Source organism: Streptomyces minutiscleroticus (genome assembly GCF_014650875.1).
In the GTDB taxonomy this organism is placed as follows: domain Bacteria; phylum Actinomycetota; class Actinomycetes; order Streptomycetales; family Streptomycetaceae; genus Streptomyces; species Streptomyces minutiscleroticus.
This window is the reverse complement of record NZ_BMVU01000006.1, coordinates 124,501-150,310: the sequence shown is the minus strand read 5'-3', so window position 1 is coordinate 150,310 and position 25,810 is coordinate 124,501. Positions and strand designations below refer to the sequence as shown.

At 72.7% G+C, this 25,810-nt stretch carries 22 protein-coding genes and 1 pseudogene; 12 read left to right on the top strand and 11 right to left on the bottom strand.

The genetic code is table 11. The annotated features are described in order from the left end of the window. Positions 1–45 precede the first annotated feature (45 nt). The 6 genes from IE271_RS10685 to IE271_RS10660 all read right to left on the bottom strand — a co-directional run bounded on the left by IE271_RS10685 (position 46) and on the right by IE271_RS10660 (position 6,957). The gene (locus IE271_RS10685) at positions 46–1,155 is read right to left on the bottom strand and encodes an NAD(P)-dependent alcohol dehydrogenase (protein ID WP_190189992.1); all 1,110 of its coding nucleotides are present in this window, start codon (positions 1,153–1,155) and stop codon (positions 46–48) included. A gap of 612 nt (positions 1,156–1,767) precedes the next feature. Beyond that, complete coding sequence (locus tag IE271_RS10680; protein ID WP_190189991.1) at positions 1,768–2,643, bottom strand: PhzF family phenazine biosynthesis protein; 876 nt, start codon at positions 2,641–2,643, stop codon at positions 1,768–1,770. A gap of 108 nt (positions 2,644–2,751) precedes the next feature. Further along, positions 2,752–3,528, bottom strand: coding sequence for an SDR family NAD(P)-dependent oxidoreductase (locus IE271_RS10675; RefSeq protein ID WP_229919242.1), 777 nt, complete (start codon positions 3,526–3,528; stop codon positions 2,752–2,754). 268 nt (positions 3,529–3,796) lie between these two features. Further along, positions 3,797–4,687 (bottom strand): tocopherol cyclase family protein, encoded by an 891-nt coding sequence (locus IE271_RS10670; RefSeq protein WP_229919241.1) that lies wholly within the window; start codon positions 4,685–4,687, stop codon positions 3,797–3,799. 120 nt (positions 4,688–4,807) lie between these two features. Next, positions 4,808–5,872 carry a prenyltransferase gene (locus IE271_RS10665; protein WP_229919240.1) on the bottom strand — a complete coding sequence of 355 codons (1,065 nt, stop codon included), beginning with the start codon at positions 5,870–5,872 and terminating at the stop codon, positions 4,808–4,810. Further along, on the bottom strand, positions 5,869–6,957 hold the full coding sequence (locus IE271_RS10660) for a methyltransferase (protein ID WP_308435170.1): 1,089 nt from the start codon (positions 6,955–6,957) through the stop codon (positions 5,869–5,871). The genes IE271_RS10665 and IE271_RS10660 overlap by 4 nt, the downstream gene beginning before the upstream one ends. Before the next feature lie 237 nt (positions 6,958–7,194). On the opposite strand from IE271_RS10660, the gene hppD reads away from it, so the two are divergent. Genes hppD through IE271_RS10645 form a run of 3 tightly spaced genes read left to right on the top strand, consistent with a single transcriptional unit; the run spans position 7,195 to position 10,895 of the window. Next, positions 7,195–8,325: a 4-hydroxyphenylpyruvate dioxygenase gene (gene hppD / locus IE271_RS10655; RefSeq protein WP_190189987.1), complete on the top strand. Its 1,131-nt coding sequence runs from the start codon at positions 7,195–7,197 to the stop codon at positions 8,323–8,325. A 54-nt stretch (positions 8,326–8,379) separates the two neighbouring features. Next, on the top strand, positions 8,380–9,762 hold the full coding sequence (locus IE271_RS10650; protein ID WP_190189986.1) for a geranylgeranyl reductase family protein: 1,383 nt from the start codon (positions 8,380–8,382) through the stop codon (positions 9,760–9,762). Beyond that, a complete protein-coding gene (locus tag IE271_RS10645) occupies positions 9,759–10,895 on the top strand; it encodes a sulfite oxidase (RefSeq protein ID WP_229919239.1) in 1,137 nt (378 codons plus the stop codon). The genes IE271_RS10650 and IE271_RS10645 overlap by 4 nt, the downstream gene beginning before the upstream one ends. A gap of 120 nt (positions 10,896–11,015) precedes the next feature. On the opposite strand, the gene IE271_RS10640 is transcribed toward IE271_RS10645, so the two are convergent. Continuing rightward, on the bottom strand, positions 11,016–13,172 hold the full coding sequence (locus IE271_RS10640; protein ID WP_190189985.1) for a discoidin domain-containing protein: 2,157 nt from the start codon (positions 13,170–13,172) through the stop codon (positions 11,016–11,018). Positions 13,173–13,622: 450 nt separating this feature from the next. Here IE271_RS10640 and IE271_RS10635 point away from each other — a divergent pair, with 450 nt between their 5' ends. After that, on the top strand, positions 13,623–14,000 hold the full coding sequence (locus tag IE271_RS10635; RefSeq protein ID WP_190189984.1) for a hypothetical protein: 378 nt from the start codon (positions 13,623–13,625) through the stop codon (positions 13,998–14,000). Positions 14,001–14,186: 186 nt separating this feature from the next. On the opposite strand, the pseudogene IE271_RS44445 reads toward IE271_RS10635, so the two are convergent. Further along, positions 14,187–14,573, bottom strand: a pseudogene (locus IE271_RS44445) (S8 family serine peptidase); the annotation flags it as partial. A 284-nt stretch (positions 14,574–14,857) separates the two neighbouring features. Between IE271_RS44445 and IE271_RS10625 the strand changes: the two are divergent. The 6 genes from IE271_RS10625 to IE271_RS10600 are packed head-to-tail and all read left to right on the top strand — an operon-like array spanning position 14,858 to position 20,550. Continuing rightward, positions 14,858–15,592, top strand: coding sequence for a DUF1684 domain-containing protein (locus IE271_RS10625; protein ID WP_190189983.1), 735 nt, complete (start codon positions 14,858–14,860; stop codon positions 15,590–15,592). Positions 15,593–15,628: 36 nt separating this feature from the next. Beyond that, positions 15,629–17,152 (top strand): ABC transporter substrate-binding protein, encoded by a 1,524-nt coding sequence (locus tag IE271_RS10620; RefSeq protein ID WP_190189982.1) that lies wholly within the window; start codon positions 15,629–15,631, stop codon positions 17,150–17,152. Then, on the top strand, positions 17,152–18,117 hold the full coding sequence (locus tag IE271_RS10615) for an ABC transporter permease (protein WP_190189981.1): 966 nt from the start codon (positions 17,152–17,154) through the stop codon (positions 18,115–18,117). Before IE271_RS10620 ends, IE271_RS10615 begins: the two co-directional genes overlap by 1 nt. After that, positions 18,114–18,989, top strand: a complete 876-nt coding sequence (locus IE271_RS10610; protein ID WP_190189980.1) for an ABC transporter permease — start codon at positions 18,114–18,116, stop codon at positions 18,987–18,989. The genes IE271_RS10615 and IE271_RS10610 overlap by 4 nt, the downstream gene beginning before the upstream one ends. Continuing rightward, entirely contained in the window at positions 18,986–19,786 is an 801-nt protein-coding gene (locus IE271_RS10605) for an ATP-binding cassette domain-containing protein (RefSeq protein ID WP_190189979.1), read from the top strand. Before IE271_RS10610 ends, IE271_RS10605 begins: the two co-directional genes overlap by 4 nt. Next, positions 19,783–20,550 (top strand): ABC transporter ATP-binding protein, encoded by a 768-nt coding sequence (locus IE271_RS10600; protein ID WP_190189978.1) that lies wholly within the window; start codon positions 19,783–19,785, stop codon positions 20,548–20,550. The genes IE271_RS10605 and IE271_RS10600 overlap by 4 nt, the downstream gene beginning before the upstream one ends. A gap of 22 nt (positions 20,551–20,572) precedes the next feature. Here IE271_RS10600 and IE271_RS10595 read toward each other — a convergent pair whose 3' ends face one another. Next, positions 20,573–20,953 (bottom strand): hypothetical protein, encoded by a 381-nt coding sequence (locus IE271_RS10595; RefSeq protein WP_190189977.1) that lies wholly within the window; start codon positions 20,951–20,953, stop codon positions 20,573–20,575. A 270-nt stretch (positions 20,954–21,223) separates the two neighbouring features. After that, positions 21,224–21,679 carry a DUF4383 domain-containing protein gene (locus tag IE271_RS10590; protein ID WP_190189976.1) on the bottom strand — a complete coding sequence of 152 codons (456 nt, stop codon included), beginning with the start codon at positions 21,677–21,679 and terminating at the stop codon, positions 21,224–21,226. A gap of 348 nt (positions 21,680–22,027) precedes the next feature. Here IE271_RS10590 and IE271_RS10585 point away from each other — a divergent pair, with 348 nt between their 5' ends. Together IE271_RS10585 and IE271_RS10580 are read left to right on the top strand one after the other, a co-directional pair. Then, on the top strand, positions 22,028–22,690 hold the full coding sequence (locus tag IE271_RS10585; protein ID WP_190189975.1) for a lysophospholipid acyltransferase family protein: 663 nt from the start codon (positions 22,028–22,030) through the stop codon (positions 22,688–22,690). A 269-nt stretch (positions 22,691–22,959) separates the two neighbouring features. Next, positions 22,960–24,495, top strand: a complete 1,536-nt coding sequence (locus IE271_RS10580) for a multicopper oxidase family protein (protein WP_190189974.1) — start codon at positions 22,960–22,962, stop codon at positions 24,493–24,495. Positions 24,496–24,549: 54 nt separating this feature from the next. Here the strand turns inward: IE271_RS10580 and IE271_RS10575 are convergent, their stop codons facing one another. Further along, positions 24,550–25,767 (bottom strand): erythromycin esterase family protein, encoded by a 1,218-nt coding sequence (locus IE271_RS10575; RefSeq protein WP_190189973.1) that lies wholly within the window; start codon positions 25,765–25,767, stop codon positions 24,550–24,552. Positions 25,768–25,810: the final 43 nt, after the last annotated feature.

Here is a 25,810-nt window from a genome sequence, read left to right as displayed (position 1 = left end):
TGCCGGTGGGGGCGGGAGGGGCGGCGGCCCGGGCGCCCGGGCCGCTCAGCCGACCCGCAGTACCGCCTTGAGGACCTCGCCGCTCCTGGCCGCGGCGGTGGCGTCGTTGATCGCGTCGAACGGGTAGTGCCGGATCAGCTTCTCCAGCGGCATCCGGCCCTGCAGGACCAGCTCGACCAGGGCGGGCAGGAACAGCTGCGGGACGGAGTCGCCCTCGGTGATGCCGACGATGCCGCGGCCGTTGAGCAGGAAGTTGACGTCGAAGGCGGCCGTGGTGCCCGCGGCCGGGGCGCCGATCACACCGATGGTGCCCATCGGGGCCAGGGCCCGGATGCCGGCCTCCAGCAGGCGGGCGAGGCCGGTCGTCTCCGCCGCGTACTCCACCCCGCGTCCACCGGTGAGGTCCTTCAACGCTGTCTCCAGGTCGGTCTCGCCGGAGTTGACGACGTGGGTGGCGCCGAGTTCGCGGGCGAGTTCGAGGCGGGAGTCGACGAGGTCGGCGACGATGATGCGCCGGGCGCCGGTGAGCGCGGCGGCCATGACCGCGGACAGCCCGACCGCGCCGGCGCCGAGGACGGCGATGCTGCTGCCCGGGGTGGGTCTGAGCACGTTGAAGACCGCGCCGGCGCCGGTCTGCACGCCGCAGCCGAGCGGGGCGAGCACCGCCAGGTCGGCGTCCTGGGAGACGACGGTGACGTTGCGCTCCTCGGCCAGCGCGTACGTGGCGAAGGACGACTGGGCGAAGAAGTGGGCGTTGAGGTCGCCGTCGGCACCGTGGACGGGGCTCGAACCGTCGGGACGGGCGCCGCCGACCAGGTTGCGGGGCAGGAACGTCTCGCAGTAGGCCGGGTGACCGGCCAGGCAGTTGGGGCAGGTGCCGCAGCTGGTGAAGGTCAGCAGCACCTTGTCGCCGGGGGCGGCGGTGGTCACCGACGAGCCGACGGCCTCGACGACGCCGGCGCCCTCGTGGCCCAGTACGCCGGGCAGCGGGAAGGGGATGTGCCCGGCCTGTACGCCCATGTCGGTGCCGCAGACGCCCGCGGCGACGATCCGGACGAGGACCTCGTCGGGACGCGGGTCGTCGAGGGTGACCTCCTGCAGGGCGAACGGCTGCCCGGTGGCGGGCAGGACGGCGGCGGTGGCCGTGGTGCTCATCGGTGTTTCCCTCCTTGCGGCGGGCCGGGTCGCCGACCGGGCCGCGTGCGATGGTGGACGGGTTGGGCGTGGCGGCCGGGGCCGGACCGGGGTGCGGTGCCCGCGCCGGTGGAGCGGAGCGGCGGGGCGGCCGCCGGCCGGGGCGTCGAGCGCGGTGGGCATCCGGGCCGGGGAGCCGGTTCCGCCGCTGTGCGCGGGCGAGCGCGGTGATCGCATGATCCGCGGGGCGGGCGGGGGACAGGACGCGGCGGACGAGGTGACGGGGGAGGTCCGGGGCCCGGCGTCCATCAGTATCAGACGGGTGCGGGGTCCGGTGTGTGCGACGCGCACGCCGGGACGGTGCGCGCGTCGCACACACCGCGGGCGACGGCGTGGGCGGACGGCCGCTGGGCGTTCCGCCGCGCCGGACGACCGGGCCGGACGACTTCCTCGTGTGTCGGGCGGCTCCGGGGACGCCCCGCGGACCGCGTCCCGAGGAACGGGCAGCCCGGACGGCCCCCTGGCCCATCAGGGACTTGTCAGGGGCTCGGCACCGGCGAGCCGGCGCCGCCGGCCGCCCGGCGCCACGACCGGTGCTTCGGCCGGCCCGGTGTTTCGGCCGGGGCCGGTGCTTCAGCCGATGCGGGTGCCCGCGCCGCCGACGCGGACGCGCGGGTCGTCCGCGCGCAGCGTCACCGTGAGCTCGCCGGGGCGTCCCAGGTCCTCGCCCTGGTGCAGGGTGAGGACGGCGTCCTCGGGTACCAGGCCGAGCTCACGGGCGTACGCGCCGAACGCGGCGGCCGCGGCACCGGTCGCCGGGTCCTCGACGACGCCGCCGACGGGGAAGGGGTCACGGACGTGGAAGACGGTGGCCGACTCCCGCCACACCAACTGGACCGTGGTCAGGTCCAGTCGGTGCATCAGGGCCTCGAGGCGCGCGAAGTCGTACGCGAGGTCCGCGAGGCGGGCGCGGGTCGCCGCGGCGAGAACGAGATGGCGGGCACCGGCGAAGGCGATACGGGGCGGGAAGGCCGGGTCGAGGTCGGCGGCCGGCCAGCCGAGCGAGGCGAGCGCCTCGTCGAGGAGATCGCCGGCGATCTCCTCGACGTGCGGCTCGACGCTGGTGAGGGTGGCCCTGACGGTCCCGTCCCGCTCGGTCACCTCCACCGGCACGGTGCCGGCGGGTGTCGCGAACAGCAGCTCCCCTGGGCCCGTGCGCTCGGCGAGCGCGACGGCGGTCGCCACGGTGGCGTGCCCGCAGAACGGCACCTCGGCCTTGGGGCTGAAGTAGCGGATGCTGTACGCCCGCCCCTCCCGGCCGCCGAGGCCCTCCGGGGGCGCGGTCAGGAACGCGGACTCCGAGTACCCGAGGTCGGCGGCGATGGCCAGCATGTCGCTGTCGTCCAGGCCGGTGGCGTCCAGAACGACACCGGCGGGGTTTCCGCCGTCGGGAGTGCTGGAGAAGGCGGTGTAGCGCAGCACCTCGGGCCGTGGCGCGGTCGTCGTCATGCCCGTGGCAACGCGGGGCGGTCCCGCGGCCATTCCCGGACGCGGGCGGAGGCGAGGGCCGGCGGCCGAGGGGGCACGGCGGTCCGCCCCGCCGGAGGGAGCGTTCCGCTACGCACCGGCGGACCGCTTCCTCAGCCATGCGTCGAACTCCGTGGCCACGATGCGCTCCCCGGTCACCCCCTCGGCGTCCGCGGAGCACAGCCAGCGGATGGGGGCGGCCATGACGGCCGGGTCGAGCAGCGAGTCGGCGACCTGGGCGTACGTGTCCTCCGGGATCATCCCGGTGGCCGTGGCACCGCCCGGCAGCAGGACGTTGACGGTGACTCCGGACCCGGCGAGGTCGGCCTCCATGATCGCGGACAGGGACTCCGCGCCGGCCCGGGACGGACCGTACGGCACGAAGCCCCGGCGCCGCATGGTCTCGTGGTTCATCGAGATGTTGACGATCCTGCCGTGCCCCTGCGCGACGAAGCGCGGCGCGATCTCGCGGGCGACGAGGAAGTAGCCGGTCAGATTGGTGTCGACCACGTCACGGAAGCCCTCGGGCGCCACCTCCCAGAAGGGCCGCGGTTCGGTGAGGAAGCGGGGATTGACGTGCCGCATCCCCAGGCCGGCGTTGTTCACCAGCACGTCCAGGCCGCCCAGTGTGCGCCACGCCTCCTCGGCGCCGCGTCGCACCGAGTCCTCGTCGCGGACGTCCATGACGATCCCGTCCGCCCGGCCGGTGCCCCCGGCCAGCGAGGACACCGCCGCCCGCACCCGCTCCCCGCCGCGGCCCGTGATCAGCACCCGGGCGCCTCCGTCGACCAGGGCCCGGGCCATCGCCAGCCCCAGTCCGCTGCTCCCGCCCGTGATGAGTACGCGCACATGCGCCAGGTCCGACACGGCACTCTCCCCTTGCTCGGAGTGGTCCGCCCCGGTCCTGCGCAGGGCGCGTCCACTGGTGCAAAGGTACGTGACGCGCGCTGAGCCGGCTCTCTGCGCGGAGAGGGACACGGTGTTCGCTGGAAAAGCCATCCGTGCAGCTCAACGGTTCGCCGGGCGAGGGCTGCAAGGCGGTCGGCCTCGTCCTGCGTCCGGCGGCGGCCGGCGTGCGCGACGTGTCGCGCCCGGTGCGGACGACCGGCTCGGCGGGCACTCCCGGTCGGGCGCGTCACCGCTTCGCCGCGCTCGTCGGCACACCCCCGGTCTCCAGGCCGGCCAGCGCGGACTCGCCCCGGTACAGCAGGTGTCCGCCCCGGCTGACGGTGAGACGGATCCGCGCCGTCAGATGCTGCCGGGAACGGGCATGACGGCGTTCCCGCGGCACCGGGACGGGCAGGAGGAGCGGTCGCGCACCGTCGCCGCGGCCTTCGACGCGTACGCGGTATCTCGCGTCCCGGGCCCGGAGGTGCCATCCGGTGCCGTCGGAGGCGCCGTGGACGACGGCGAGGGGCGGCACCAGGCGCAGGACCCGGCTGCCCAGGCGCACCACGACGCCGTTGACGGCCGTCTCGAAGGGGCCCAGCGCGAGGTGGCCGCCCGCGAAGGCGACGCACACGTCCTCCCGGTCGAAGCCGTGGGCCTGACCCCACCACCAGGCGGTCGGAAAGCCCCGGCCCCAGCTCTTCTCCGCGTAGACGTGGCACCCCGACAGGTCCCAGACGTCCGCGCCGACGCGCGCCCACCCCGTCACCCGGGCGTCGAAGAGGTACGGGTGCCAGTAGTGGTTGAGCCCCGGGACGAGGGAGAAGACGCCGCTGCCGTGCAAGGCCCTGCGCGGCCAGGCACGGGTGGCGGCGAGCCGCACGTCGAGCGAGGCCTTGCGGCCGAGGTCCGCCGTCAGCCTCCCGTCTTCGTAGCGCAGCGTCCGCCCGGCACGCACCTGGTGGCGGTCGGGGTGGCTCCAGGCGTGGTCGTCCGTGGCCGAGACGACCGTGCCGCCGGGCTCGGCGGCCAGGACCACCGTGCCCCAGGGGCCGTCGGCGTGCCGGTTGACGCCGCAGGCCACCACCAGTACCCGGCGGCGCGGGGGATCGGTGAAACGCCACAGGTAACCCTCCATGTGCGCGCCGTGCGAGGGGAGGGGATCGCCGAAGGGGAGGTCGCAGCCGGTCCTGCGCCAGGTGCGTCGAACCGTGTTCCACACGTGGTCAGCCCGCCTTTCGGAAGCCGTGCGGGTGGTTCACGGGGTGGCCGTGTCCTGGGCGGCCGTGTCCGGCACCGTGTGCGGCCGGTCGTGCTTCGGGACGCGCGCCGTGCGCCACAGCCAGATCGTGAAGACGGCGATCGTGACGGTCTGGACGGCCAGCCAGCCGGTGCTCGCCGGGCGGTGGTGAAGAAGGCCGTCGGCGGTGAGTCCGGCCATCAGCGCGCACGAGGTGAGCGGCATGTGCATGGACGCCCAGAACGCCACCGCGTCGGCCCGCCGCTGGTCCTTCGGCGCGGCGCCGTACAACTGCCGGCCCACCCACCCGGGTACGGGAAGGAGGACGAACAGGGCGATGCCGACGGCGGCGGGCAGGACGTGCGCCGCCGTCATGGCGGCGATCGCGAGATGGACGCCCACCTGGCCCGCGCCGTAGACGTGGGCGACGCCCCGCCTGCCGAGGGCCCCGGCGCCGGTGCGTTTGCCGACCTCCTGGTCGCCGGCGATGTCGGACAGGTTCATGATCAGACACCGCAGGACCTGGAGCGCGAAGAGTACCCCCACGCAGGCCCACAGGGCGGGTGGCATGCCTCCGCCCTGCAGCCGGTGGGCGAGGACCGGTCCCAGGGCGTACAGCACGGTCGCGCAGGTGACCTCGCCCAGCGCGTGGTAGTTCAGCCGCAGGGGCGGTGCCGTGTAGAACCAGGCCAGTGCCGTGATGGCCACGGCGACGAGACGGTCGGCGGTGCCGGGCATCACGGCGATGAGGACCAGCGCCGTGAACAGCAGGACGAAGGCGGCGCCGAGACCGGCCACGGGCGGCAGCAGGCCGCGCACCAGGATGCGGCTGCCCCCGGTCCAGGAGGTGGGCGTGCGGTTGGCGCGGTCCGCCTCCAGATCGAAGTACTCGTTGCAGTAGTGCGTCATGAGGTGGGTGCACCAGGCGAACCCCAGGGTCAGCGCGTACGCGCCGGCGCCGAAGCGGACGCCGGTGTGCACGGCGACGGCCACACCGGCACCGGTGACCAGCATGCTCTGGAAGAGGAACTTCGGCCGCCCCAGGGTGACGAAGAGGGCGACCCGTTCGGGGAGGACGGTCACCGGGGCGGCTGCTTCGTGGCGATGATCAGGCCGTGCGGCGTCCATCCCGGGCAGGTGACGCGCCGCGGCTCCGCGAAGCCCGCCTCGCGCAGGGCCTCCTCGTGCTGCGCCCAGGAGTAGATCATTCCGCCCTCGGCCGGCAGCGAGGCGAAGTAGACGCTGTCGAGCGCGGCGACGACGGGGCCGTCGCCGGTGTCGTCGGACATCGAATTGAAGATCACCACATGGCCGCCCGGCGGCAGCGCCTCGTACGCCTTCCGCAGCAGCAGCACGTTCTCCTGCGGGGTCCAGATCACCAGTTGGTGGGCGAAGAGCACACAGTCGTGCCCTCCGGGAAAGGCGTCGGCGAACATGTCGCACGGAACGACCCGCACCCGGTCACCGGCACCGGAATTGATGATCTGCTTTTCGGTGACCGGTACGGAGTTGGCGATTTCCAGAACCGTGACCTGAACACCGGGGAGAGAGCGGGCCAGGGCGAGTGCGTTGACGGCGTCACCGCCACCGCAGTCCAGGACGCGTTCGACGCCGATTTCCCGCAGGGCGTCCGTCAGATGCTCATTGGCCAGCTCGGACCAGGAACGCATGTACCGGTAGAAGACTCTTTCCAGCCGGGGATGGCCGGCGAGCCGGTGGTACAGGTCCCGGCCCTGCCCGGAAATGCGCCGCAGCCCCACGTTCGAGTTCTCCCGCAAAGACTCGGTGAAATCCGCCTGGGCCTCGTACACGATGTGCTGTTCGAAGGCGACGGTGTCCTTGAACCGCTGCCAGTCCCCGGCGTCCAGCAGGGAGCGGATCGCGTCGCCGAGCGCGTAGCGCTCGCCGGACTTCCCCAGGAGCCCCAGTGACGTGCAGCCGAGCAGCAGGATGTCAGCGGCGCGCCCTTCGAGGCTCAGAGCGGGGCCGATCTCCCGCTTCTCCAGCGGCCCGCGGTCCGCCAGCAGGTCGAACAGGCCCAGTTCGCATCCGGCGTTGAGGTACTGGAATGCGGCGTGCCCGAAAAGGATCCGCGCGAGCGGTTCCATGACGGCCGGATCCGGTGTTCCACGGTGCTCGGCGGTACCGGCCGTGACATTGAGGCCCATGGGCGGTGCTCCTTGGCGGAATGGGTGGGGGCGGCCCGCTTTTCGAAGTCGGCAAAAACGCTAGCAGTCGCGTGCGACGGGCAGAGGGATGTCGTACTGCGCGTCCCGGCAAGGCGAAAACGCACTTATCCATACTTACTCGCGTGCGGTCGGGTCCCGCGCCGGAAAGGGGCCGCCATGTGATTGGTTTCGAATGCCCTGCCGCGATCGTCCGTGCCGAGATCATGAGGATCACCCGTGCTCGAGAACGTCACCTCCGCCGACACGCCGACCACCACCGCGTCCTTCGAACTGAACGGCATCGACCACATCCGCTTCTGCGTGGGCAACGCGCAGCAGACGGCGTTCTACTACACACGCGCCTTCGGCATGAGCCCGACCGCCTACCGCGGACCCGAACACGGACCGTGCGACCACGCCGAGTACGTCGTGGAGGCGGGCCAGGTGCGTTTCGTCCTCGCCGGCGGAGCCCGGCCCGGCGCCCCCGCGGCCCGCTGGGCCGCCGAGCACGGCGACGGCGTCAGCGACATCGCCCTGGACGTCCCGGACGTCGACGCCGCCTACCGCCGCGCCCTGGCCGGCGGCGCGGTCGGACTCACGGCACCGCACGACCTGACCGACGCGTACGGGACGGTGCGGACCGCGGCCCTCGGCACGTACGGCGAACTGCGGCACACCCTGGTCGACCGGTCGCGCTACCGGGGCCCTTTCCTGCCCGGCTACACGGCCCGGCGGGGGGACCCCGCCGCCCGCCCGCTGTTCCACCGGATCGACCACGTCGTCGGCTGCGTGGAGGAGGGGCGGATGGACCACTGGGTCGACTTCTACCGCAGGGCCATGGACTTCACCAACATGGCGGAGTTCGTCGACGGCGCCATCACCACCGACTACTCGGCGCTCATGAGCAAGGTCGTCGCCGACGACCGGCGCCGCGTCAAGCTCCCCCTGAACGAGCCGGCCGCCGGGCCCCGCCGCTCGCAGATCGACGAGTACCTGGAGTACCACGTGGGGCCGGGCGTGCAGCACATCGCGCTGGAGACCCCCGACATCCTCGCCGCCACCGACGCGCTGCGGGCCGTGGGGGTGGACTTCCTGGCCACCCCCGACACGTACTACGACGATCCCGGGCTGCGCGAGCGCATCGGCCGGGTGCGCGTCCCGATCGAGGAGCTGAAGCGCCGCCGCGTCCTGGTGGACCGCGACGAGGACGGCTACCTGCTGCAGATCTTCACACGGCCGCTGCTCGACCGTCCCACCTTCTTCGTCGAGCTGATCGAACGGCACGGCTGCGAGGGGTTCGGCAAGGGCAACTTCAAGGCCCTGTTCGAGGCCGTGGAGCGCGAACAGGCAGCGCGCGGCAATCTCTGACGCTCGCGCGGCCCTCCCCGGCACTCCCGCCCGCCACCGTCCACCGGAGACAGAATGAACGCCCGCCCCCGTGTCCGCACCCCCTCGGCCTCGAAAGCGCCGGCGGCCGCCCCGCCGCCCGGAGCGGACGACCGCGACGAGGCCCAAGTGATCGTGGTCGGGGCGGGGCCCGGCGGTTCCGCCGCCGCCTTCCACCTGGCCAGGCACGGCGTCGACGTGCTGCTCCTGGAGAAGAGCGAGTTCCCCCGCGAGAAGGTGTGCGGCGACGGTCTCACCCCGCGCGCGGTCCACCAGCTCGTCCGGATGGGTGTCGACACCGCCGCCGAGGGCTGGTCGCGCAACCGGGGGCTGCGTTTCGTCTCCAACGGCCGCCAGCTGGAGGTGGACTGGCCCGAGACCGCCCGCTTCCCCGGCTACGGGCTGACCCGCACCCGGCACGACTTCGACGACCTGCTGGCCCGCCGGGCGGCGGGGGCCGGTGCCAGGCTCCGCACCCTGACGAAGGTCACCGCGCCGGTGTGCGACCGCACCGGGCGCGTCGTCGGCGTCCGGGCGCTCGCCGGCACGGAGCGACGGGAGGTCACGCTCACCGCACCGGTGGTGATCGCCGCCGACGGCGCCTCCGCCCGCCTCGCGCTCTCCCTCGGGCTCGAACGGCGCAAGGACCGCCCCGTGGGCACCGCCGTGCGCCGCTACTACCGCAGTCCCGCACGCCACCAGGACGACTACCTGGAGTCGTGGCTGGACCTGCGCCGGCGGGAGGACGACCGGGTCCTGCCCGGGTACGGGTGGATCTTCCCGCTCGGCGACGGCCGGGTCAACGTCGGCCTGGGCGTGCTGAACGAGTCCCGCACCGGCACCGGTGACACCCGCCGGATGATGGACGACTGGCTGGTCCGGACACCGCCCGAGTGGGGACTGCGGGAGGAGAACGCCGACGGGCCCCTGCGCGGCGCCGCTCTCCCCATGGGCTTCAACCGCGTCCCGCACTACCTGCCCGGCATGATGCTCATCGGCGACTGCGGCGGCATGGTCAACCCCTGCAACGGAGAGGGGATCCCCTACGCCATGGAGGCGGGGGAACTGGCCGCGGAGATCGCCGCGCAGGCGCTCGTACGGCCCGAGGGGCCCCGCCGCGAGAGGGCGCTCGCACACTACGCACAGGAGATCAACCGCCGCCACGGCGGCTACTACCGCCTGGGCAACGCCTTCTCCGCGCTGATGGCCCGTCCCCGGTTCACCTCGGCGGTCACCCAGAAGGCGGTGAAGTCCCCGGCCGTCACCCGGGCCATGGTGCGGATGCTGTCCAACCTCACCGACGACCCGGCCGCCGACGCGACCGACCTCCTGATGCACGTCCTCGTCCGCGCCGTTTCCACCGCGGCCCCGGCACGGCACGCGTCCGCGCGCTCGAACCCGCGTGCGGTCACGCGATGACAGGCTTCACGGAGGCGGCCGCCGAGGGCGGTCACCCGGCCGGTGTGAACCTGTGGGGCAAGCGGGACGACATGGTGGTGCACGAACGGGACCCGTTCAACGCCGAACCACCGCGCACCGCGCTGGCGGGCCGGGCGACCACCCCCACCGGCACCTTCTACAGCCGCAACCACGGCCCCGTCCCGGACATCGATCCCAGCGAGTGGCGGCTGCGCGTGGACGGCCTGGTCGAGCGGCCGCTGGAGCTGTCCCTGGAGGAGCTGCGGACCGGGTTCGAGGAGGTGGAGACGGTGGTCACCCTCCAGTGCGCCGGAAACCGGCGGGCGGGACTGAACGAGGTCCGCGACATCCCCGGCGAGGCGCCGTGGGGGCCGGGCGCCACCGCCACCGCCCGCTTCGCCGGAGTGCGGCTGGCCGACGTCCTGGCCCGCGCCGGCCTGCGGCCCCGGGCCGCCCACATCGCCTTCACCGCCCCCGACGTCTCCCGGCTCGCCGACCCGCCGCAGCCCTACGGCGGGTCCGTCCCGGTCGGCAAGGCGCTGGGGCCGGAGGTGCTGCTGGCCCGGGCCATGAACGGGGCGCCGCTGCCCCGTGTGCACGGGGCGCCGGTGCGCGTGGTGGTGCCGGGCTGGATCGGCGCCCGCAGCGTCAAATGGCTCACCCGCGTCACCGCCCGGAGCGAACCCTCGGAGAACTACTTCCAGGCCGTCGCCTACCGCGTACCGCCTGCCGACGCCGATCCCGGCGGGGCCGGAGCCGCGGACGGCGTCTCCCTCGGTCCCCTCGCCGTGAACTGCGACATCCTCGATCCGGACGACGGCGCCCGCCTGCCGGCCGGCCCCACCGGCGTCACCGGCTACGCCCTGGCGGGGGAGGAGCGCACCGTGGCACGGGTCGAGGTCTCGCCGGACGGCGGCCGCTCCTGGGTCCGGGCCGACCTCGACGAGCCCGCCGGGCCGTGGGCGTGGCAGCACTGGCGCACCACCCTGGACCTCCCCGCCGGCGAGGCGGAGGTCGCCGCCCGGGCGTGGGACTCCGCCGGCGCGGTCACGCCCGAGTCACCCGCCCTTCTGTGGAATCCCAAGGGCTACGCCAACAACTCCTGGGCACGCGTCCGCCTGACCTGCCGGTGAGCGACCGCGGCAGGACGTCCTCGGCGGGCTCCCACCGTCTGCCACCGGGCACGTGGGAGCGGGTGGGCCCCCGGGGGACACGCCCCCGGGGGCCGCAGGACCCGGACCCGCCGGAACGGGTCAGGGGAACTGCACGACCTTGGAGGGGACGGTGTCCGTTCCCGACGTGGCCGCTCCCGTGTCGTTGACGACGTGGCGGTACTGGCCCTTGCCGCCCAGGGAGATCACCATCAGGTGACGCATCTTGATGCCCGGTCTGACCGGCACCTGGAAACCGTGGTGCTGGACGATGGTGTCGTCGCTCGTGTAGTTGCAGTAGCTTCCGAGCGCCCAGGCCTCGTGCTCGTTCACCGTGTCGGCGACCTTGTAGGCCGCGTACCCGACGATGCCGTCGTGGGTGATGGCGGCCGCGTCGGGCGCGTCGTACGCCTTCTCGTTCTGGAAGAAGATCGTGCGGCCGCGCTCTCCGCTCCAGACCACGTCGTACTTGTTGAAGTGCTCCACGAACAGGCCGGTGGTGAGCACGTCGTCGCCGTTGACGCGCAGCCCGTAGTCGGCGCGGTTGGTCTCCCAGCCGACGCCCTCACCGTGGTCGGCGCGCCAGATCCAGGTGTGGTCGATCAGCACGTCGTCACTGTTGACCACGACGGAGTCGGTCGCGCGCCCCGGTCCCGCGCCGCCGATGCGGATGAACACGTCCTGCATGGTGGTGGGGTTGGCGGAGTGGTCGGCGGACGCGCCGGGCGGTCCGATCCGCAGCAGCGTGTCCGAGGTGGCCGGGCCGGCGTCGATCAGGAAGCCGGCGAGCCGGACACCGTCCACGTCCGCCACGTGCATGGCGTCGACGCCGCCGTCGGGGACGATCGTGGCGAGCCCGAGACCGAGCACCACGGTGTCGGCGCGGTCGATCTCGATGGTCCGGTCGATGTGGTAGACGCCGGGTGTGAACAGCAGGTTGAGGCCCTGGTCGAGGGCCGCGTTGATGGTCGCGGCCGTCGCGCCGGGCTTGACCACGTAGAACCGGTCCAGCGGCAGGGACGTGCCCCCCGCGTTGGCCGGCCAGGACACCCCGCGGGAGCTGGTGCGCTTGGCGGGCACGAACACCTTGTACGTACTGCCGTCCAGGTAGAGGAACGGCTTCTCCCGGGAGATCGGGGTGGTGTCGAACGTGGTGTACGGTCCGGTGGCGAAGTCGGTCGCGGGCGCGCCCTCGACGCCGGTGAACGTCATGTTCCACACACCGTTGGTCCAGCCGCCCACGGAGCTGTTGCGCGTGTACCACTGCTGCTGCGAGTAGGGGCCGACGGTGCCGTCGATCTTCGAGTCGGCGATGTAGCCGCCGGAGGCCCAGCCGTAGCCGTTCGGGGCGAGGTTGAGGCCGCCCTTGACGTGGATCCGCCGGAACGGCGCGGCCTGGGCGACCGCCCACCGGTCGGTGCCGTTGACCGGGTTGAGGGCCAGGTTCTCGGCCGAGCGCCAGAAGTTCTGCGTGGCGTTGCCGTTGAACCAGCCCGCGTCCACGGTGATGTCGCCGTTGATCTGGACGTCGTCGGGGTTGAGGCCGAGCCCGGAGACCGAGGTGTAGAAGCCCAGTTGGGCGTTGAGGCCGTTGTAGGTGCCCGGCTTCAACAGGAACTGGTAGCGGCCGTCGCCGAACTGACTCCTCTCCTGCTGCGCGAAGACCTGGTCGAACTTCTGCTGCAGGCCGGGCGTGGACGGGTCCACCACGATGACGTTGGGGCCCAGGTCGCCGCCGCCCTGGATGGGACCGGTGCCGCCGGTGGTCCCGAAGACCTGGAACTCCCACAGGGAGTAGCCCCACTGCGTGGCCCGGTGGAGTCCCTGCATCCGCACGTAGCGGGCCTGCCCCGACACGTCCACGGTGTCGACGCCGCCGTCGCCGCCGGTCACGGTCCCGGCGTCGCGCCAGCTGCTGCCGTCCGGCGAGAGCTGGATCTTGTAGTCCTTGCCGTAGGCGGTCTCCCAGTCGAGGACGACACGGGTGACGGAGGCCGTGGTGCCCAGGTCCACCTGCAGCCACTGGTCGTCGCTCGCGGCGGAGGACCACCTGGTGCCCTTGTCGTCGTCCACGGCGTTCTGCGCGGGCGTCCCGGCGTTCTCGGTCGACGACGAGGTGGCCGTCCTGCCCTGGGACAACGGGGTCTCGGCCGCCGCGGCGGGTGTCGGGCCGGGGAGGGTGACGAGCGCCGCGGTGGCGATCAGCGCGACGCCCAGGGATCCGCGTCTGAGGCGTCTTGTGAGATTCGTGTGTCTCATGCGTCAGCTTTCTGCGGGTGCGATGTGGGGTGCGGGCGGGCCCGCCGTGTGCAGTGCAGGATGAGCGCTCCGGTCCTGTTCCGGGACAGGCCGGGTGAGCAACACGGCGACGCGGCCGCTTAGTTCATGCTTTGATTTAAGTCATGACACAAAAGGTGGGCAAGCCCTCGGACGCAAATTGCCGCGCCCGCCGCGAAAACCGTGGGTGGGACGGGCCCGGCGGGCCGCCCCCGCCTCTTCGTCTGGACGGCCGTCATCGGTCATCCACGTTCGGAAGCCGAACGCGCGCCGAGGAAGGGCCTGCGTGCCGGCGCATCGACCCCCCGATGCGGCAGCCGGGCACTCGGCGGGTGTCACGGACCGCGCGAGCACGCTGCCGCGTCGGACCCCGGGGACGCGTGTGACGGCGTTCCGGCCGACGGACGCGGAGCCGGAGGGCAGAATGGCCGCATGACAAAACTGTCCGCGCGGTCGACCTGTCGCACCTCCTCCGGCTCGGTGCTGTCGCTGTGGTCGCAGGACTCCGTGCTGTCGATCGGCTCGGTGGGCTCGGTACTGTCCATAGGGTCGGTCGGTTCGGCCCTGTCGGTCGGCTCGATCGGAAGCGCCCTCTCGGCCGGCTCGATCGGTTCCGCCCTGTCACTGGTCTCGACCGGGTCGTGGCTGAGTACGGGGTCGTTGTTCTCCGCGCACTCGCGGTGGTCGGTGCTGTCCTGGCGCTCCTCCGGCGGTTTCCTGGCGGCCGGAACGGTGGGGGCGGCAGCCGGAGGCGCCCTGCTGCTGGCACGGGCCCTGCACAGGACCGGTACCGCCACCGGCCGGAGCTGACGGCCGGCGCGGCTCCCCGCCCTGCCGCCCGTGTGTCGGCTCGCGGGGGAGGGCGGGACGCGCGTACGCGGTGGGGGCATCTCGCGGGACCGGAGAGAGGTGTTCCCCGGAGGCGGATGCCGCCTCCGGGGAACCGGTGGTCACGTCGGGTTCACGGCCCGAGGGGCCGTGGGGCCGCTCGGCCGGTCACGGGACGATCTTCAGCAGCCGGTTCGGGGAGCCCGTGCCGGGGCTGGTGACCTTGCCGGCGGTCGCGCCGTTCGTCAGGGCCGTGGCGACCTGGGCCGGGGCGGCCGAGGTGTGGTTCGCCAGGTAGACGGCGGCCGCGCCCGCGACGTGCGGGGTCGCCATCGAGGTGCCGGAGATGGTGTTGGTCGCGGTGTCGCTGGTGTACCAGCCCGCCGTGATGGAGGAGCCGGGCGCGAAGACGTCGAGCGCCGAGCCGTAGTTGGAATAACTCGCCCTGGCGTCCGTACTGGTGGTGGCGCCGACCGTGAGGGCCTCGGTCACGCGGGCGGGGGAGCAGGAGGAGGCGTTGGCGCCGCTGTTGCCCGCCGCGACGGCGTAGGTGAGTGCGCGCGGTTGCTCGCGGCGCCGGGCCATCGTGGGCTCGGTTCGCCCGCGGTCCTGGGGTCGGGCCGCCGGAGTCCGTTCCGCGCGGACCGCGTCGGCGTCACGCCGCGGGAGCGCTCCGAGGTCGCGCGCCCGGCCGCCTCGGCGTGCGCGGGTGCGGCGGGCGCGAAGCGCGTGTGGACGGCATTTGACATTAGATCCGCTTATGGTAAATAAAGGAGCTGCTTTGGCCATCCATTCGCGAAGTCGATCCTCGCCGGGAGGCCGACGGTCCGTCTACGCGAATGAGGTCGACCTTGTCCCACGGCACCACCGCTCCGTCCCCCGCCGTCGCGGAGTGGCAGGCCTGGCGCGCCCGGCGCCACCAGGCCCTGACCTCGGCCACCGGTAACCTCGCCCTGGTCGAGACCCGCTGGCTGCCGTCCGGCGAGCTCCCGGACGCCGAGGCGGCCCGCGCCGGGCAGCCCGGCACCGTGACCGTCACCACGGTCCAGCGGTCCGACCTCGTCAGCGGCGAGCCCGAGCACGGCCTGCGCTTCTGGGACGCCGACTCGCCCGCCGTCCGCCACTTCGACCGGGTCGACACCTTCCCGTACGACCCGGCCTGGGTCTTCGAGGCCGCCTACGTCCCGGTGCCCGGCGCCCGGCGGGTGCCCTTCGAGCACATCCGGGACAACGGCGGCACCCGCGACCTGGTCGTCCCCGGCGACATCACCCTCACCGTCGACGGCCGCGCCTACACCCTCAGCGCCTTCGACGACGACGGCACCCTGCTGCTCGTCTTCGGCGACCCCACCAACGGGGACACCACCTACGGAGCGGGCCGTTTCCTCTTCGTGGAGCGCACCGACGACGAGAGCCGGGTCGTGCTCGACTTCAACCGGGCCTTCGTGCCGCCCTGCGGATTCTCCGATCAGTACAACTGTCCGATGCCGCCGCGGCAGAACCGCTTCCACCTGCCCGTCGAGGCGGGCGAGAAGCTTCCCCTCTTCCGCGACGGCTTCTCCGCCCAGCACTGATCACCCCGCAGCTCCGCACGAAAGCACCCCGAGACCATGAGCACCAAGAAGACCTCCCTGTTCGGCACCGCCACCCTGGCCGCCCTCGCCGTGACCCTGACCGCCTGCGGCGGCGGTTCCGGCTCCGGCGGCAGCGCCTCCGGCGGTACCTGGGACAAGAACGCCACCGTCGACATCGGCTCCCTCTACGAGCCGCAGAACCTCGACAACACCGCGGGCGGCGGCCAGGGCGTCACCGAGGCCCTCAACGGCAACGTGTACGAGGGCCTGTTCAGGCTCACCGACGACGGCGACGTCGAGAAGCTGCTCGCCCGGGACTACAAGGTCGGTGACGACGGCCTGACCTACACCTTCACCCTGCGCGACGGTGTGAAGTTCCACAGTGGCAAGGAGCTGACCAGCCAGGACGTCAAATACAGCCTGGAGAAGGTGCTCGCGGACGACTCCCAGTCCGCCCGCAGGAGCAACCTCGAGGTCGTCAAGGACATCGCCACCCCCGACGCGCGGACCGTGAAGGTCACCCTGTCGAAGAAGTCCATCTCCTTCGTCTACAACCTCTCCTACGTCTGGATCGTCAACTCCGAGGCGAAGGACCTGAAGACGAGCGAGGACGGCACCGGCCCGTACAAGCTGAACAAGTGGACCCGCGGCTCCGCACTGAGCCTGGACCGCTACGCCGGCTACTGGGGCGACGCGGCCGCCAACGGCAAGGTCGTCTTCCACTACTACAAGGACGCCACGGCGCTGAACAACGCGCTGCTGACCAACGCCGTCGACGTGGTCACCAGCGAGCAGTCGCCCGACGCCCTGGAACAGTTCAAGAGCAACCAGAACTACAAGGTCAACGACGGCGACTCCACCACCAAGCTGCTGCTGGCCTTCAACGACAAGGCCAAGCCCTTCACCGACGTCAAGGTGCGCCGGGCGGTCTCCGCCGCCATCGACGACAAGAAGCTCCTGGAGTCCGTCTGGGGCGGTCACGGCAAGCTCATCGGCTCGATGGTCCCGCCCACCGACCCCTGGTACGAGGACCTCACCGACGTCAACGCCCACGACGTCGCCGAGGCCAAGAAGCTGCTCGCCGAGGCCGGCTACGCCAAGGGCTTCGGCTTCACCCTCGACACCCCCAACTACGACCCGCACCCCACCGCCGCGACCTTCATCAAGTCGCAGCTCGCCAAGGTGGGCATCACCGTCGAGATCAACACGATCACGCCGGACGAGTGGTACACCAAGGTCTACAAGAACCACGACTTCACGGCCACGCTCCAGGAGCACGTCAACGACCGCGACCTGGTCTGGTACGGCAACCCCGACTTCTACTGGGGCTACGACGACAAGCAGGTCACGAAGTGGGTGGAGCAGGCCGAGGAGGCCGACACCACCGCCGAGCAGACCGAGCTGCTGAAGAAGGTCAACCGGAAGACCGCCGAGGACGCGGCCAGCGACTGGCTGTACCTCTACCCGCAGATCGTGGTCGCGAGCAGCAAGCTCTCCGGCTACCCGCTCAACGGCCTGAACTCGCAGTTCTTCGCCTACGACATCAAGAAGAAGGGCTGATGGCGCGCTACCTGCTGCGCCGGCTCGCCTTTCTGCTGGTGTCGCTGGCCCTGGCGAGCGTGGTGCTGTTCGTGCTGCTGCGCATGCTGCCCGGCGACCCGGCCAACGCGCTCACCTCCGTCGGGGCCAGTCCCGAGCAGATCGCCGCGGCCCGGCACTCCATCGGCTCCGACCGGCCGCTGCCCGAGCAGTTCACCCACTGGCTCGGGCAGCTGGCGAGCGGCGACCTCGGCACCTCCTTCGTCAGCTCGCTGCCCGTCGGACCCGAGGTCGGCGCCCGGCTGAACGTCACCGTGCCGCTCACCCTGGCCGCGTTCGTGCTGGCCGTCCTGGTCGCCGTACCCGCCGGGTTCGCCGCCGCCCACAAGCGGCACACCTGGTACGGGGCGCTGCTGAGCGGCGTGTCCCAGCTGGGCATCGCCGTCCCGGTGTTCTGGCTCGGCATGATCCTCATCGCGGTGTTCGCGCTGAACGCGGGCTGGCTGCCCTCGGGCGGCTTCCCGCAGGACGGCTGGGCCGCCCCCGCCGAGGCGGTCCGCTCCCTCGTCCTGCCGGTCGTGACCATCGCCCTGGTGATGAGCGCGTCCCTGATCCGCTACGTCCGCTCCGCCACCCTCGACGTGCTCGGCAGCGACCACCTGCGCACCGCGCGCGCCCTGGGCTCCTCCTTCGGCCGCGCCATGTGGCGGCACGGCCTGCGCAACGCCTCCGTGCCGGTGATCTCCGTACTCGGCATCGAACTCGCCTCGACGCTGCTCGGCGCGGTGGTCGTGGAGTCGGTGTACGCGCTGCCCGGCCTCGGCTCCCTGCTCGCCACCGGCATCGCCCAGCACGACTACCCGGTCGTCCAGGGCGTGCTGTTCCTCTCCACGCTCGCGGTGCTGCTCATCGGCTTCGCCGCCGACCTGGTCCAGCGCATCGTCGACCCGCGGCTGCGCGGACGGCTCTCCGGAGGCGCCCGATGACCACTCCGGACGTACTCCGGCCCGTGGAGCCGCAGACGGTGCCCGGCCGCCGCCGCACCCGGCGCTCCGTCACCCTCGCCGTCGGCTGCGTCCTGGCCGGCCTGATCGCGCTGCTCGCCGTGGTGTCGCTCCTCTGGCTGCCCTACGACGCCGACGACACATCCGGCGGACGCCTCGCCGGCCCCGGGGACGGGCACCTGCTCGGCACCGACAAGCTCGGCCGCGACCTGTTCACCCAGCTGATGACCGGCTCGCGCATCGCGATCGGGGCGGGCCTCGGCTCGGTCCTCGTCGCCGCCGCCCTCGGTGTCACGCTCGGCGTCCTGGCCGCGTTCGCGCAGGGCTGGCTCGACGACACGCTCTCCGCGTTCCTCGACATCCTGATCGCCTTCCCGACGCTGCTGCTCGCGATGCTCATCGTCGCCGCGCGGTCGGCCACCCTCGGCTCGGCGGTCCTCGCGATCGGCCTCGCGCAGGGCGCCGTCGTCGCCCGGCTCACCCGCATCCTGGTCAAGCGGGTGCTGGCCCAGGACTACGTCACCGCCGCCCGCACCTCGGGCACCTCCTGGCCGCGTACCGTCCTCGGCCACGTGCTGCCCAACGTCTGGCCGACCCTGGCGGTCAACCTGGCCCTGCAGTTCGGACTCGCCGTCCTCGCCGAGGCGGGCCTGTCCTACCTCGGCCTCGGCGCACCGCCGCCGAACGCCTCGTGGGGCCGCATGCTCCAGGAGGCCCAGGCCACCTTCACCACGGCCCCGGCGGGCGCGCTCGCCCCCGGCGTCCTGCTCGTCCTGCTCGTCATCGGCGTGAACCTCATCGCCGACGGCCTGCGCGACACCCTCGACCCCGCGACCCGGCGGAGGAGCACGTGACCCTCCTGGACGTACGCGGCCTGACCGTCCGCACCTCGGACGGCCGCACCCTGGTCGACGACCTGTCCTTCACCCTGGCGGGCGGCGAGCGGCTCGGCCTCATCGGCGAGTCCGGCTCCGGCAAGTCGCTCACCACGCTGGCCGTACTGGGGCTGCTGCCCGATGGCATGAGCGCCGCCGGCAGCGTCGAGCTCGCCGGCGTCCAGATCGTCGGCGTCCCCGAGAAGCGGCTCACCGGCGTGCGCGGCCGGGACGCGGCCGTCGTCTTCCAGGAGCCGCTCACCGCGCTCGACCCGCTGATGCGGGTGGGCCGGCAGATCGCCGAACCCCTCGGCCGGCGCACCGGCCTGAAGGGCAGGGACCTGCGGCGTGCCGTCGCCGACGCACTCGCGCAGGTGCGGCTGCCGGACCCCGACCGCATCGCCCGCGCCTTCCCGCACGAGATCTCCGGCGGTCAGCGCCAGCGCGTCGCCCTCGCCATGGCCCTGGCCTGCGAGCCGAAGCTGCTCATCGCCGACGAGCCCACCACCGCTCTGGACGTGTCCGTGCAGGCGGAGATGCTGGAGCTCATGGACACGCTGGTCCGGGAGCGCGGGATGGCCGTGCTGTTCGTCAGCCACGACCTCGCCGTCGTCGCCCGGATCACCGACCGGGCCCTGGTGATGAAGGGCGGCCGGGCCGTCGAGGAGGGCACCGTGGACGCCCTGGTCCGCTCGCCCCGCGAGGAGTACACCCGCACCCTGGTGGCCAGCGCCCGGCGCCTGGAGTCCGCCCTGGACCTGAGGAGCAGCCGATGACGCCGCCCGTGCTGGAGCTGAGGAACGCGGGACTGCGCTACCGGGGCGGCGCGGCCGACGTCGTGCGGGACGTCTCGCTCACCGTCGGGACCGGGCGGAGCCTCGCCCTCGTCGGCGAGTCCGGCGCGGGCAAGACGACCCTGCTGCGCCTGCTGCTGGGCCTGGCCCGGCCCACCGCCGGGAGCGTCCGCTTCGACGGCGACGAGCTGTCCCTGCGCGACCGCGCGCAGCTGCGCCGCTTCCGGCGCAGCGTCCAGTGCGTCTTCCAGGACCCCTACTCCTCGCTCGACCCGCGCCGCCGGATCGGCGCGATCGTGGCGGAGCCGCTGCGCTCCCTCGGCATCGACGGCAGGGCCGGCGCCGTGCCCAAGGTGGCCGCCGCCCTGGAACGCGTCGGTCTCCCGGCCGACGCGGCGGACCGCTACCCGCACGAGTTCTCCGGCGGTCAGCGCCAGCGCATCGCCATCGCCCGCGCCACCGTCTGCGACCCGCGCGTCCTGCTCGCCGACGAGCCCGTCAGCGCGCTCGACGTCACCACCCGCGTCAAGGTCGTCGACCTGCTCGCCGAGCTCAAGCAGGAACGGGGACTGACCCTGGTGATGGTCTCCCACGACCTGTCGGTGGTGGCGTCGCTGTGCGAGCGCACCGCCGTGCTGGAGGGCGGGCGCGTCGTCGAACAGGGTGACACCGGGCAGGTGCTGGGCGCCCCCGCGCACCCGTACACCCGCCGTCTGATCGACAGCGTGCCGCGCCTGCCCTCCTGACCGTGCGGCCGGGCCGGGCCGGTCACAGGCAGGAGCTGCCGCCGTCCGCGCTCCACGTCACGTCCGTGACGAAGACGGGCACGACGAAGTAGCTGCCGCCCTTCGCGCCGACGCAATCCGTGTACACGCGTCCCTGCCCCCCGTCCCGCTGGAGGACGTACGTCATCGTGGCGGCCCGGGACGTGTTGTTGTAGAAGATGTGGGCGGGAGCGCTGCCGGACCAGTCGCTGTCGATCGTCAGCGACGGGGTCTCGTCGGTGTCGCCGTACCAGTAGTTCTGCCAGGTGCAGAACTTGTCCTGCGGACAGTTGCCGGGTGCCCACGCCGACGCGGTGGGCGCGGCGGCCATCACACCCAGGAGGGCGGCGGGTACTGCTGCGAGGGCGATCGACTTCACACGCATGGGGGGCTCCGTTCTCGAGACGTCACGGTGACGCTAACGACGAAGATATTGAAAGGTCAAGTATCAGGTTTCCGACTTTTCGTCCTTCCCGGGAGCAGTCAACTTCTCTCTTTCACCCCGGTGTTGAGGACGTCCGGCCGGGCTCCGGTGGGGCGCGGAGTCGTTCGAGACGGTGACGGGCGGCCGGCAAAAAAAGTGACCAGACAACGTCTGGTCACTTTTCGGCGTCGCGTGGAGTCGCCCGGCGGCGACTCGTGATCCGTCCGTGGACTACCGGGCGGTCCGGGCGTCGGCGCGTCCACGGGTGAGCGCGGCGGCCAGGCCGATCATCCCCAGGCCGAGCACGAGGTGCAGCCAGTTGTCGGCCGTGTTCAGCGGCACGAAGTTCGCGGCGCTGTCGTGGTCGATGATCAGTCCGTACAGCCACAGCACCAGGTAGACGGCCCCGCCGGCGAAGAGGTACATCGTGGCCTGCGACGCGGTGCGCGACAGTGCCAGCCCCGCGACGCCGAAGGCCAGGTGCACGAGGTTGTGCAGGATCGACACCTGGAAGATGCCCAGGAGCTTCGCCTCGGAGTGGTGGGCCGCGAACTGCATGGTGTCGTAGTGCGTCGTGATGCCCGGGATGAAGCCGAGGATGCCGACGAGCAGGAAGACCGCTCCGACCACCAGTGCCGCCTGCTGGACCGGCGTTCGGGAGGTACGGGTGGCGTGGGTGGTGGACATGGGCGGTCTCCTTCTCGAGTGCGGGGCCGACCGGTCTTCCGGCCCGCAGGGCCACCACCGGGTATCCCCGGGGGTCGCAGACATGCCATGCATCTGTTGCCGTTCGGCGAGAACGGGCGGCGACGGGCCCGCCGTCCGGAACCGTCCCGGTCGGCAGGCGCCGGTCCGCCCACGCCGGGCCCGCCCGCGCGCCGACGGCCGCCGGCGGGCCGGCCGTCCGCCCTGGGGGGACCGGCCCGGGGAAGCCCTGGGGCGGACGGCCCGGGAAGATGAGTACGACGACTCAGGCCCGGCCGGCGGCCGGCCTCGATGATGAAGATCAACACTGTCGAGACCGGGAGCACGTTCATGCTCAGCCGCATCGCCGACGTCCTGGTGCCCGCCGTCGGCCGCCTGTCGGTGACCACCGACCCCGGCGCCGCGTTCGCGCCGGGCAGCGTCGTCGCCGCCAACCACACGTCCCTCGCCGACCCGGCCGTCGTGCTCGCCGCCCTGCACCGCCTCGGCGTCGAGCCGGTCGTCATGGCGGCCGCGGGGCTGTGGCGCATCCCGCTGCTGGGGCCCGCCCTCGCCCGCGAAGGGCACATCCCCGTCGTCCGCGGGGACCGGCGCGCCGCGGCCGCGCTGGACGCCGCGGCCGAGGCCCTGGAGCAAGGGCGGCTGGTCCTCATCTACGCCGAGGGGGGCCTGCCGCGTCGCAGGGACGCGGCGGAGGCCGCGCCCGGCGCCTTCCGCAGCGGTCTGGCCCGGCTCGTCGAGCGCACCGGCGCCCCCGTCGTGCCCGTCGGCCAGGCCGGCGCCCGCCGGGTCACCTCGGGCGGCGCGGTCAAGCAGCTCGCCGGCCTGGCCACGGCGCCTCTGCGCCGACCTGAGCTGCACGTGCACGTGGGCGCGCCGGTGGTGCTGACCGGCGACCGCGCCGTCCGTACGGCGCGGGCCCGCGGCGCGGTGACCACCGCGTGGCGGACGGCCGCCTCCCGCCTGGGCGAACCGGCCGCGCTCGCCGCGTAGGCGCCCGTCCTCGTGCGACGGCACCGCCCCGGTGCCCCCTGCCGCCGTCCCGGCACCCGTCGTTCCCTCCTGCACCGGCCCTCCTCCGCCGGGGCGCCTGCGGCGCGAATTCGAAGCGGTCATGCGCCGAACGGGGCGCGTGGTTCGCTGTGCGCGCCGTGTGCCACAGCGCACTCCTCTTTCGTCACGACATGTACGCGAAATCAACGTTCTGTAACTCAGTGTGAGAAAGGGTGGGGGAAAGTGATGATGAGTCCGAAGGACGGCTTATGAAACCCCCCACCCGACGCAAGGTCCTGCAGGCTCTCCCGGCGGTCGCCGGCGCCGCCGCCGTGGGAGCGGCGTCACCCGCCGCCGGTGGAAGACAGGCGCCGCTCCAGCCCTTCCCCCAGCCCGAGACGCGGCGGTCGCACCCTGGCACCGGATGCCTGCGGACCCGGCTGACCGTCCGGTTCACCGAGCGGGTGATCCCCGGGGTCGGACGGGTCTGCACCCGGACCTACGAGGACTCGGTCCCCGGACCGACCCTGCGGGTACGCCCCGGGGACCGCATCGAGATCACGCAGGTGAACGCGCTGCCGCCCAACGCGTCGCGCCAGGGGAAGGACATCAACGTCCCGCACCACTTCAACACCTTCAACCTGCACACCCACGGCCTGCACGTCGCCCCGACCGGAGACGCCGACAACGTCTTCCGGACCTTCGACCCCGCCCCGGAGGCGGGAGGGGAACCGCCGGTCTACCACAGCAGCATCACCATCCCGGACGACCACCCGGCCGGCACTTTCTGGTACCACCCGCACCACCACGGTTCCACCGCGACCCAGTTGCTCAACGGCATGGCCGGAGTGCTCGTCGTCGAGGGCGACGTCGACCGGGTCCCCGAGGTCGCCGCGGCCGAGGACATCGTGGTCTGCGTCACCGAGATGAAGCTGAAGGACGGCCGTGTTCCCGACCTGACCTCGGAGCACGTCTACTCGGACCTCGCCTCGACCTTCCTCGTCAACGGCGCGTACAACCCCACCCTCGTCCTGGCCCCCGGTGAGGTGCAGCGCTGGCGCCTCGTCAGCGCCGCGGCCCTGACCGCCCTGCCGCTGTCCCTGGAGGGACACACCCTGCACCCCATCGCCCGTGACGGCATCGCCTTCGCCGGGCCGACGAGCGCGGACCAGGTGGAACTGCCGATGGGCGGCCGGGCCGACGTCCTGGTCCGCGGCGGCAGACCGGGCACCTACCGGCTCACGGCCCGGGGTGTCGAGCAGCCGCTGATGACCGTCGTCGTCACCGGCGCGCCACGGACCGCCCCCATGCGGCTGCCCACGGCCCTGCCGGGCCGGCCCGCCTGGCTACCGCGCCCCCAGGGCCGACGAGAACTGACCTTCCTCAGTTACGACCGGACCTTCGCCGGTGCCTACCCCAGCGCCCACCGCATCCTGGGGACCGGCGAGACACCCCCCGTCGACCGTTCCGCGGGCAGACAGGACCACCGCTGGGGACGCTTCGACGCCGCCTTCGTCAACCACCGGCTACGGCTGGGCGACGTCGAGGAGTGGACCGTGCGCAACCACTCCCGCAACCACGACAACCATCCGTTCCATCTGCACACCAACCACTTCCTGGTCACCGCCGTCAACGGCACCGTGCTCGACACCCCCGTCTGGCACGACACCATCGGCATTCCGCAAGGAGGCGACGTCGTCTTCCGCGTCCGCTACGAGGACTTCACGGGCAGAAGCCTCCTGCACTGCCACCAGCTGCAACACGGGGACGAAGGCATGATGCAGGTCGTCGACTACCTGGCATGACGCGGCCGGGCGGGCGGGGCCGTCGGCGCACACACGTACTCGCCGGCGGTGGCATCAGCTCCGCGGGACGTCCTTGACGAACACGATGCCGTCGCTGTGCGCCAGGTGGGCCGGGTCGAGCGGGGCGTAGCCGAACCAGGGGGACACCCGGGGCGCGGGCCGCGCGCCGCCGAGGGCGGCGGCCAGCCGCGGGGCGTCGACGACGCAGCGGTCCTCCGGGAGCGCGTACAGCAGTCCTTCGACGGTGTCCGGCGGCGGCGTGCCCACCCCCCGGTGCCGGATCGTGCCGAGGGCCGTGGCCACGAAGGCGTACTCCTCGCCGAGCCGGGCGTTCACCAGCGCACCGGCGCTCCACCACTCCAGCGGCCTCCCGCCCATGCGCATCGTGCTCTTCTCCCGCTGGAAGTGGGAGTTGTGGGCGTGCGCGAGTACCGGGCCCCGGGCGGCGAGGGCGAGGAGGTTGCGGGCCATCATCCGGTCCCGCAGGCCCGTCAGCCGGGTCATGCGGGCCGGTGAGGCGTCGGCCGTCCAGAAGTGGTAGCCGAGCAGGCCGGTGGCCGTGCGCCCGTACAGGCGCGCCCGGTCCCGTTCGTCCCGCGAGGCCGTGGCGATCAGGTGGGGCGTCTGCTCGTCGAGCAGCGTCACCAGATCGTCGGCGAGCAGCCGCAACTCCGCGGCCCCGGCCGACCGCCCCACGGACCGGGACGGGTCCGTCATCACGGCGGGGTCGGTCCACCGGTCGTCGGCGCCGAGCAGGCGGTCGAGCGTCTCCGCGGTGCAGGGGAGCAGGTCCGCGTCCACCCGGGCCGCGAGGAAGCCGTGGAGCGCGGTGAGGGCCTGCCGGGGGCTCGCGGCGTGGGTGATCTCCAGCGGACCGTCGAAACCGGCGAAGCGGAGCCGCTCGGACGCGGGCCGGCCGTCGCGGTCGGCGCGGACGTTGTGGGCGCGCATCCAGCGCACGAGTTCGCGGTTGGCCGCGGAGGCGCCCCAGCCGTGGCCGAACCCGTGCTCCATGACCTCGTCGAGGGTGCCCCTGCCCGAGGTGACGTGGTCGTCCACGACCAGGCCCCTCACGCAGTCGCTCTCGATCGCGATCGTCCGGTAGCCCTCCTGCTCGACGAGCCGCCGGAAGAGTTCGTTGCGCAGCTCGAGCAGGGCGTCCTCGCCGTGCGTGGGCTCACCCAGGGCGAGCAGCCGGGGCCGGGCCGGGAGCAGCCCCATGACGGCGGCGGCCTCGACGGCATGAGCGGTGTCCTTGATGTCCGTAGCCATGGCTTCGACGGTATCGTTGAACCTTCGGTGGAAACTTTTGCGC

Excerpts from the sequence above, each read along its gene's own strand:
- IE271_RS10625 (WP_190189983.1), top strand. The coding sequence starts at position 14,858 with ATGAGGTCGACCTTGTCCCACGGCACCACCGCTCCGTCCCCCGCCGTC.
- IE271_RS10660 (WP_308435170.1), bottom strand. The coding sequence starts at position 6,957 with ATGGGCCTCAATGTCACGGCCGGTACCGCCGAGCACCGTGGAACACCG.
- IE271_RS10575 (WP_190189973.1), bottom strand. The coding sequence starts at position 25,767 with ATGGCTACGGACATCAAGGACACCGCTCATGCCGTCGAGGCCGCCGCC.
- IE271_RS10580 (WP_190189974.1), top strand. The coding sequence starts at position 22,960 with ATGAAACCCCCCACCCGACGCAAGGTCCTGCAGGCTCTCCCGGCGGTC.
- IE271_RS10585 (WP_190189975.1), top strand. The coding sequence starts at position 22,028 with ATGCTCAGCCGCATCGCCGACGTCCTGGTGCCCGCCGTCGGCCGCCTG.
- IE271_RS10685 (WP_190189992.1), bottom strand. The coding sequence starts at position 1,155 with ATGAGCACCACGGCCACCGCCGCCGTCCTGCCCGCCACCGGGCAGCCG.
- IE271_RS10600 (WP_190189978.1), top strand. The coding sequence starts at position 19,783 with ATGACGCCGCCCGTGCTGGAGCTGAGGAACGCGGGACTGCGCTACCGG.
- IE271_RS10590 (WP_190189976.1), bottom strand. The coding sequence starts at position 21,679 with ATGTCCACCACCCACGCCACCCGTACCTCCCGAACGCCGGTCCAGCAG.
- IE271_RS10635 (WP_190189984.1), top strand. The coding sequence starts at position 13,623 with ATGACAAAACTGTCCGCGCGGTCGACCTGTCGCACCTCCTCCGGCTCG.
- IE271_RS10615 (WP_190189981.1), top strand. The coding sequence starts at position 17,152 with ATGGCGCGCTACCTGCTGCGCCGGCTCGCCTTTCTGCTGGTGTCGCTG.
- IE271_RS10670 (WP_229919241.1), bottom strand. The coding sequence starts at position 4,687 with ATGGAGGGTTACCTGTGGCGTTTCACCGATCCCCCGCGCCGCCGGGTA.
- IE271_RS10640 (WP_190189985.1), bottom strand. The coding sequence starts at position 13,172 with ATGAGACACACGAATCTCACAAGACGCCTCAGACGCGGATCCCTGGGC.
- IE271_RS10610 (WP_190189980.1), top strand. The coding sequence starts at position 18,114 with ATGACCACTCCGGACGTACTCCGGCCCGTGGAGCCGCAGACGGTGCCC.
- IE271_RS10595 (WP_190189977.1), bottom strand. The coding sequence starts at position 20,953 with ATGCGTGTGAAGTCGATCGCCCTCGCAGCAGTACCCGCCGCCCTCCTG.
- IE271_RS10645 (WP_229919239.1), top strand. The coding sequence starts at position 9,759 with ATGACAGGCTTCACGGAGGCGGCCGCCGAGGGCGGTCACCCGGCCGGT.
- IE271_RS10680 (WP_190189991.1), bottom strand. The coding sequence starts at position 2,643 with ATGACGACGACCGCGCCACGGCCCGAGGTGCTGCGCTACACCGCCTTC.
- IE271_RS10620 (WP_190189982.1), top strand. The coding sequence starts at position 15,629 with ATGAGCACCAAGAAGACCTCCCTGTTCGGCACCGCCACCCTGGCCGCC.
- IE271_RS10650 (WP_190189986.1), top strand. The coding sequence starts at position 8,380 with ATGAACGCCCGCCCCCGTGTCCGCACCCCCTCGGCCTCGAAAGCGCCG.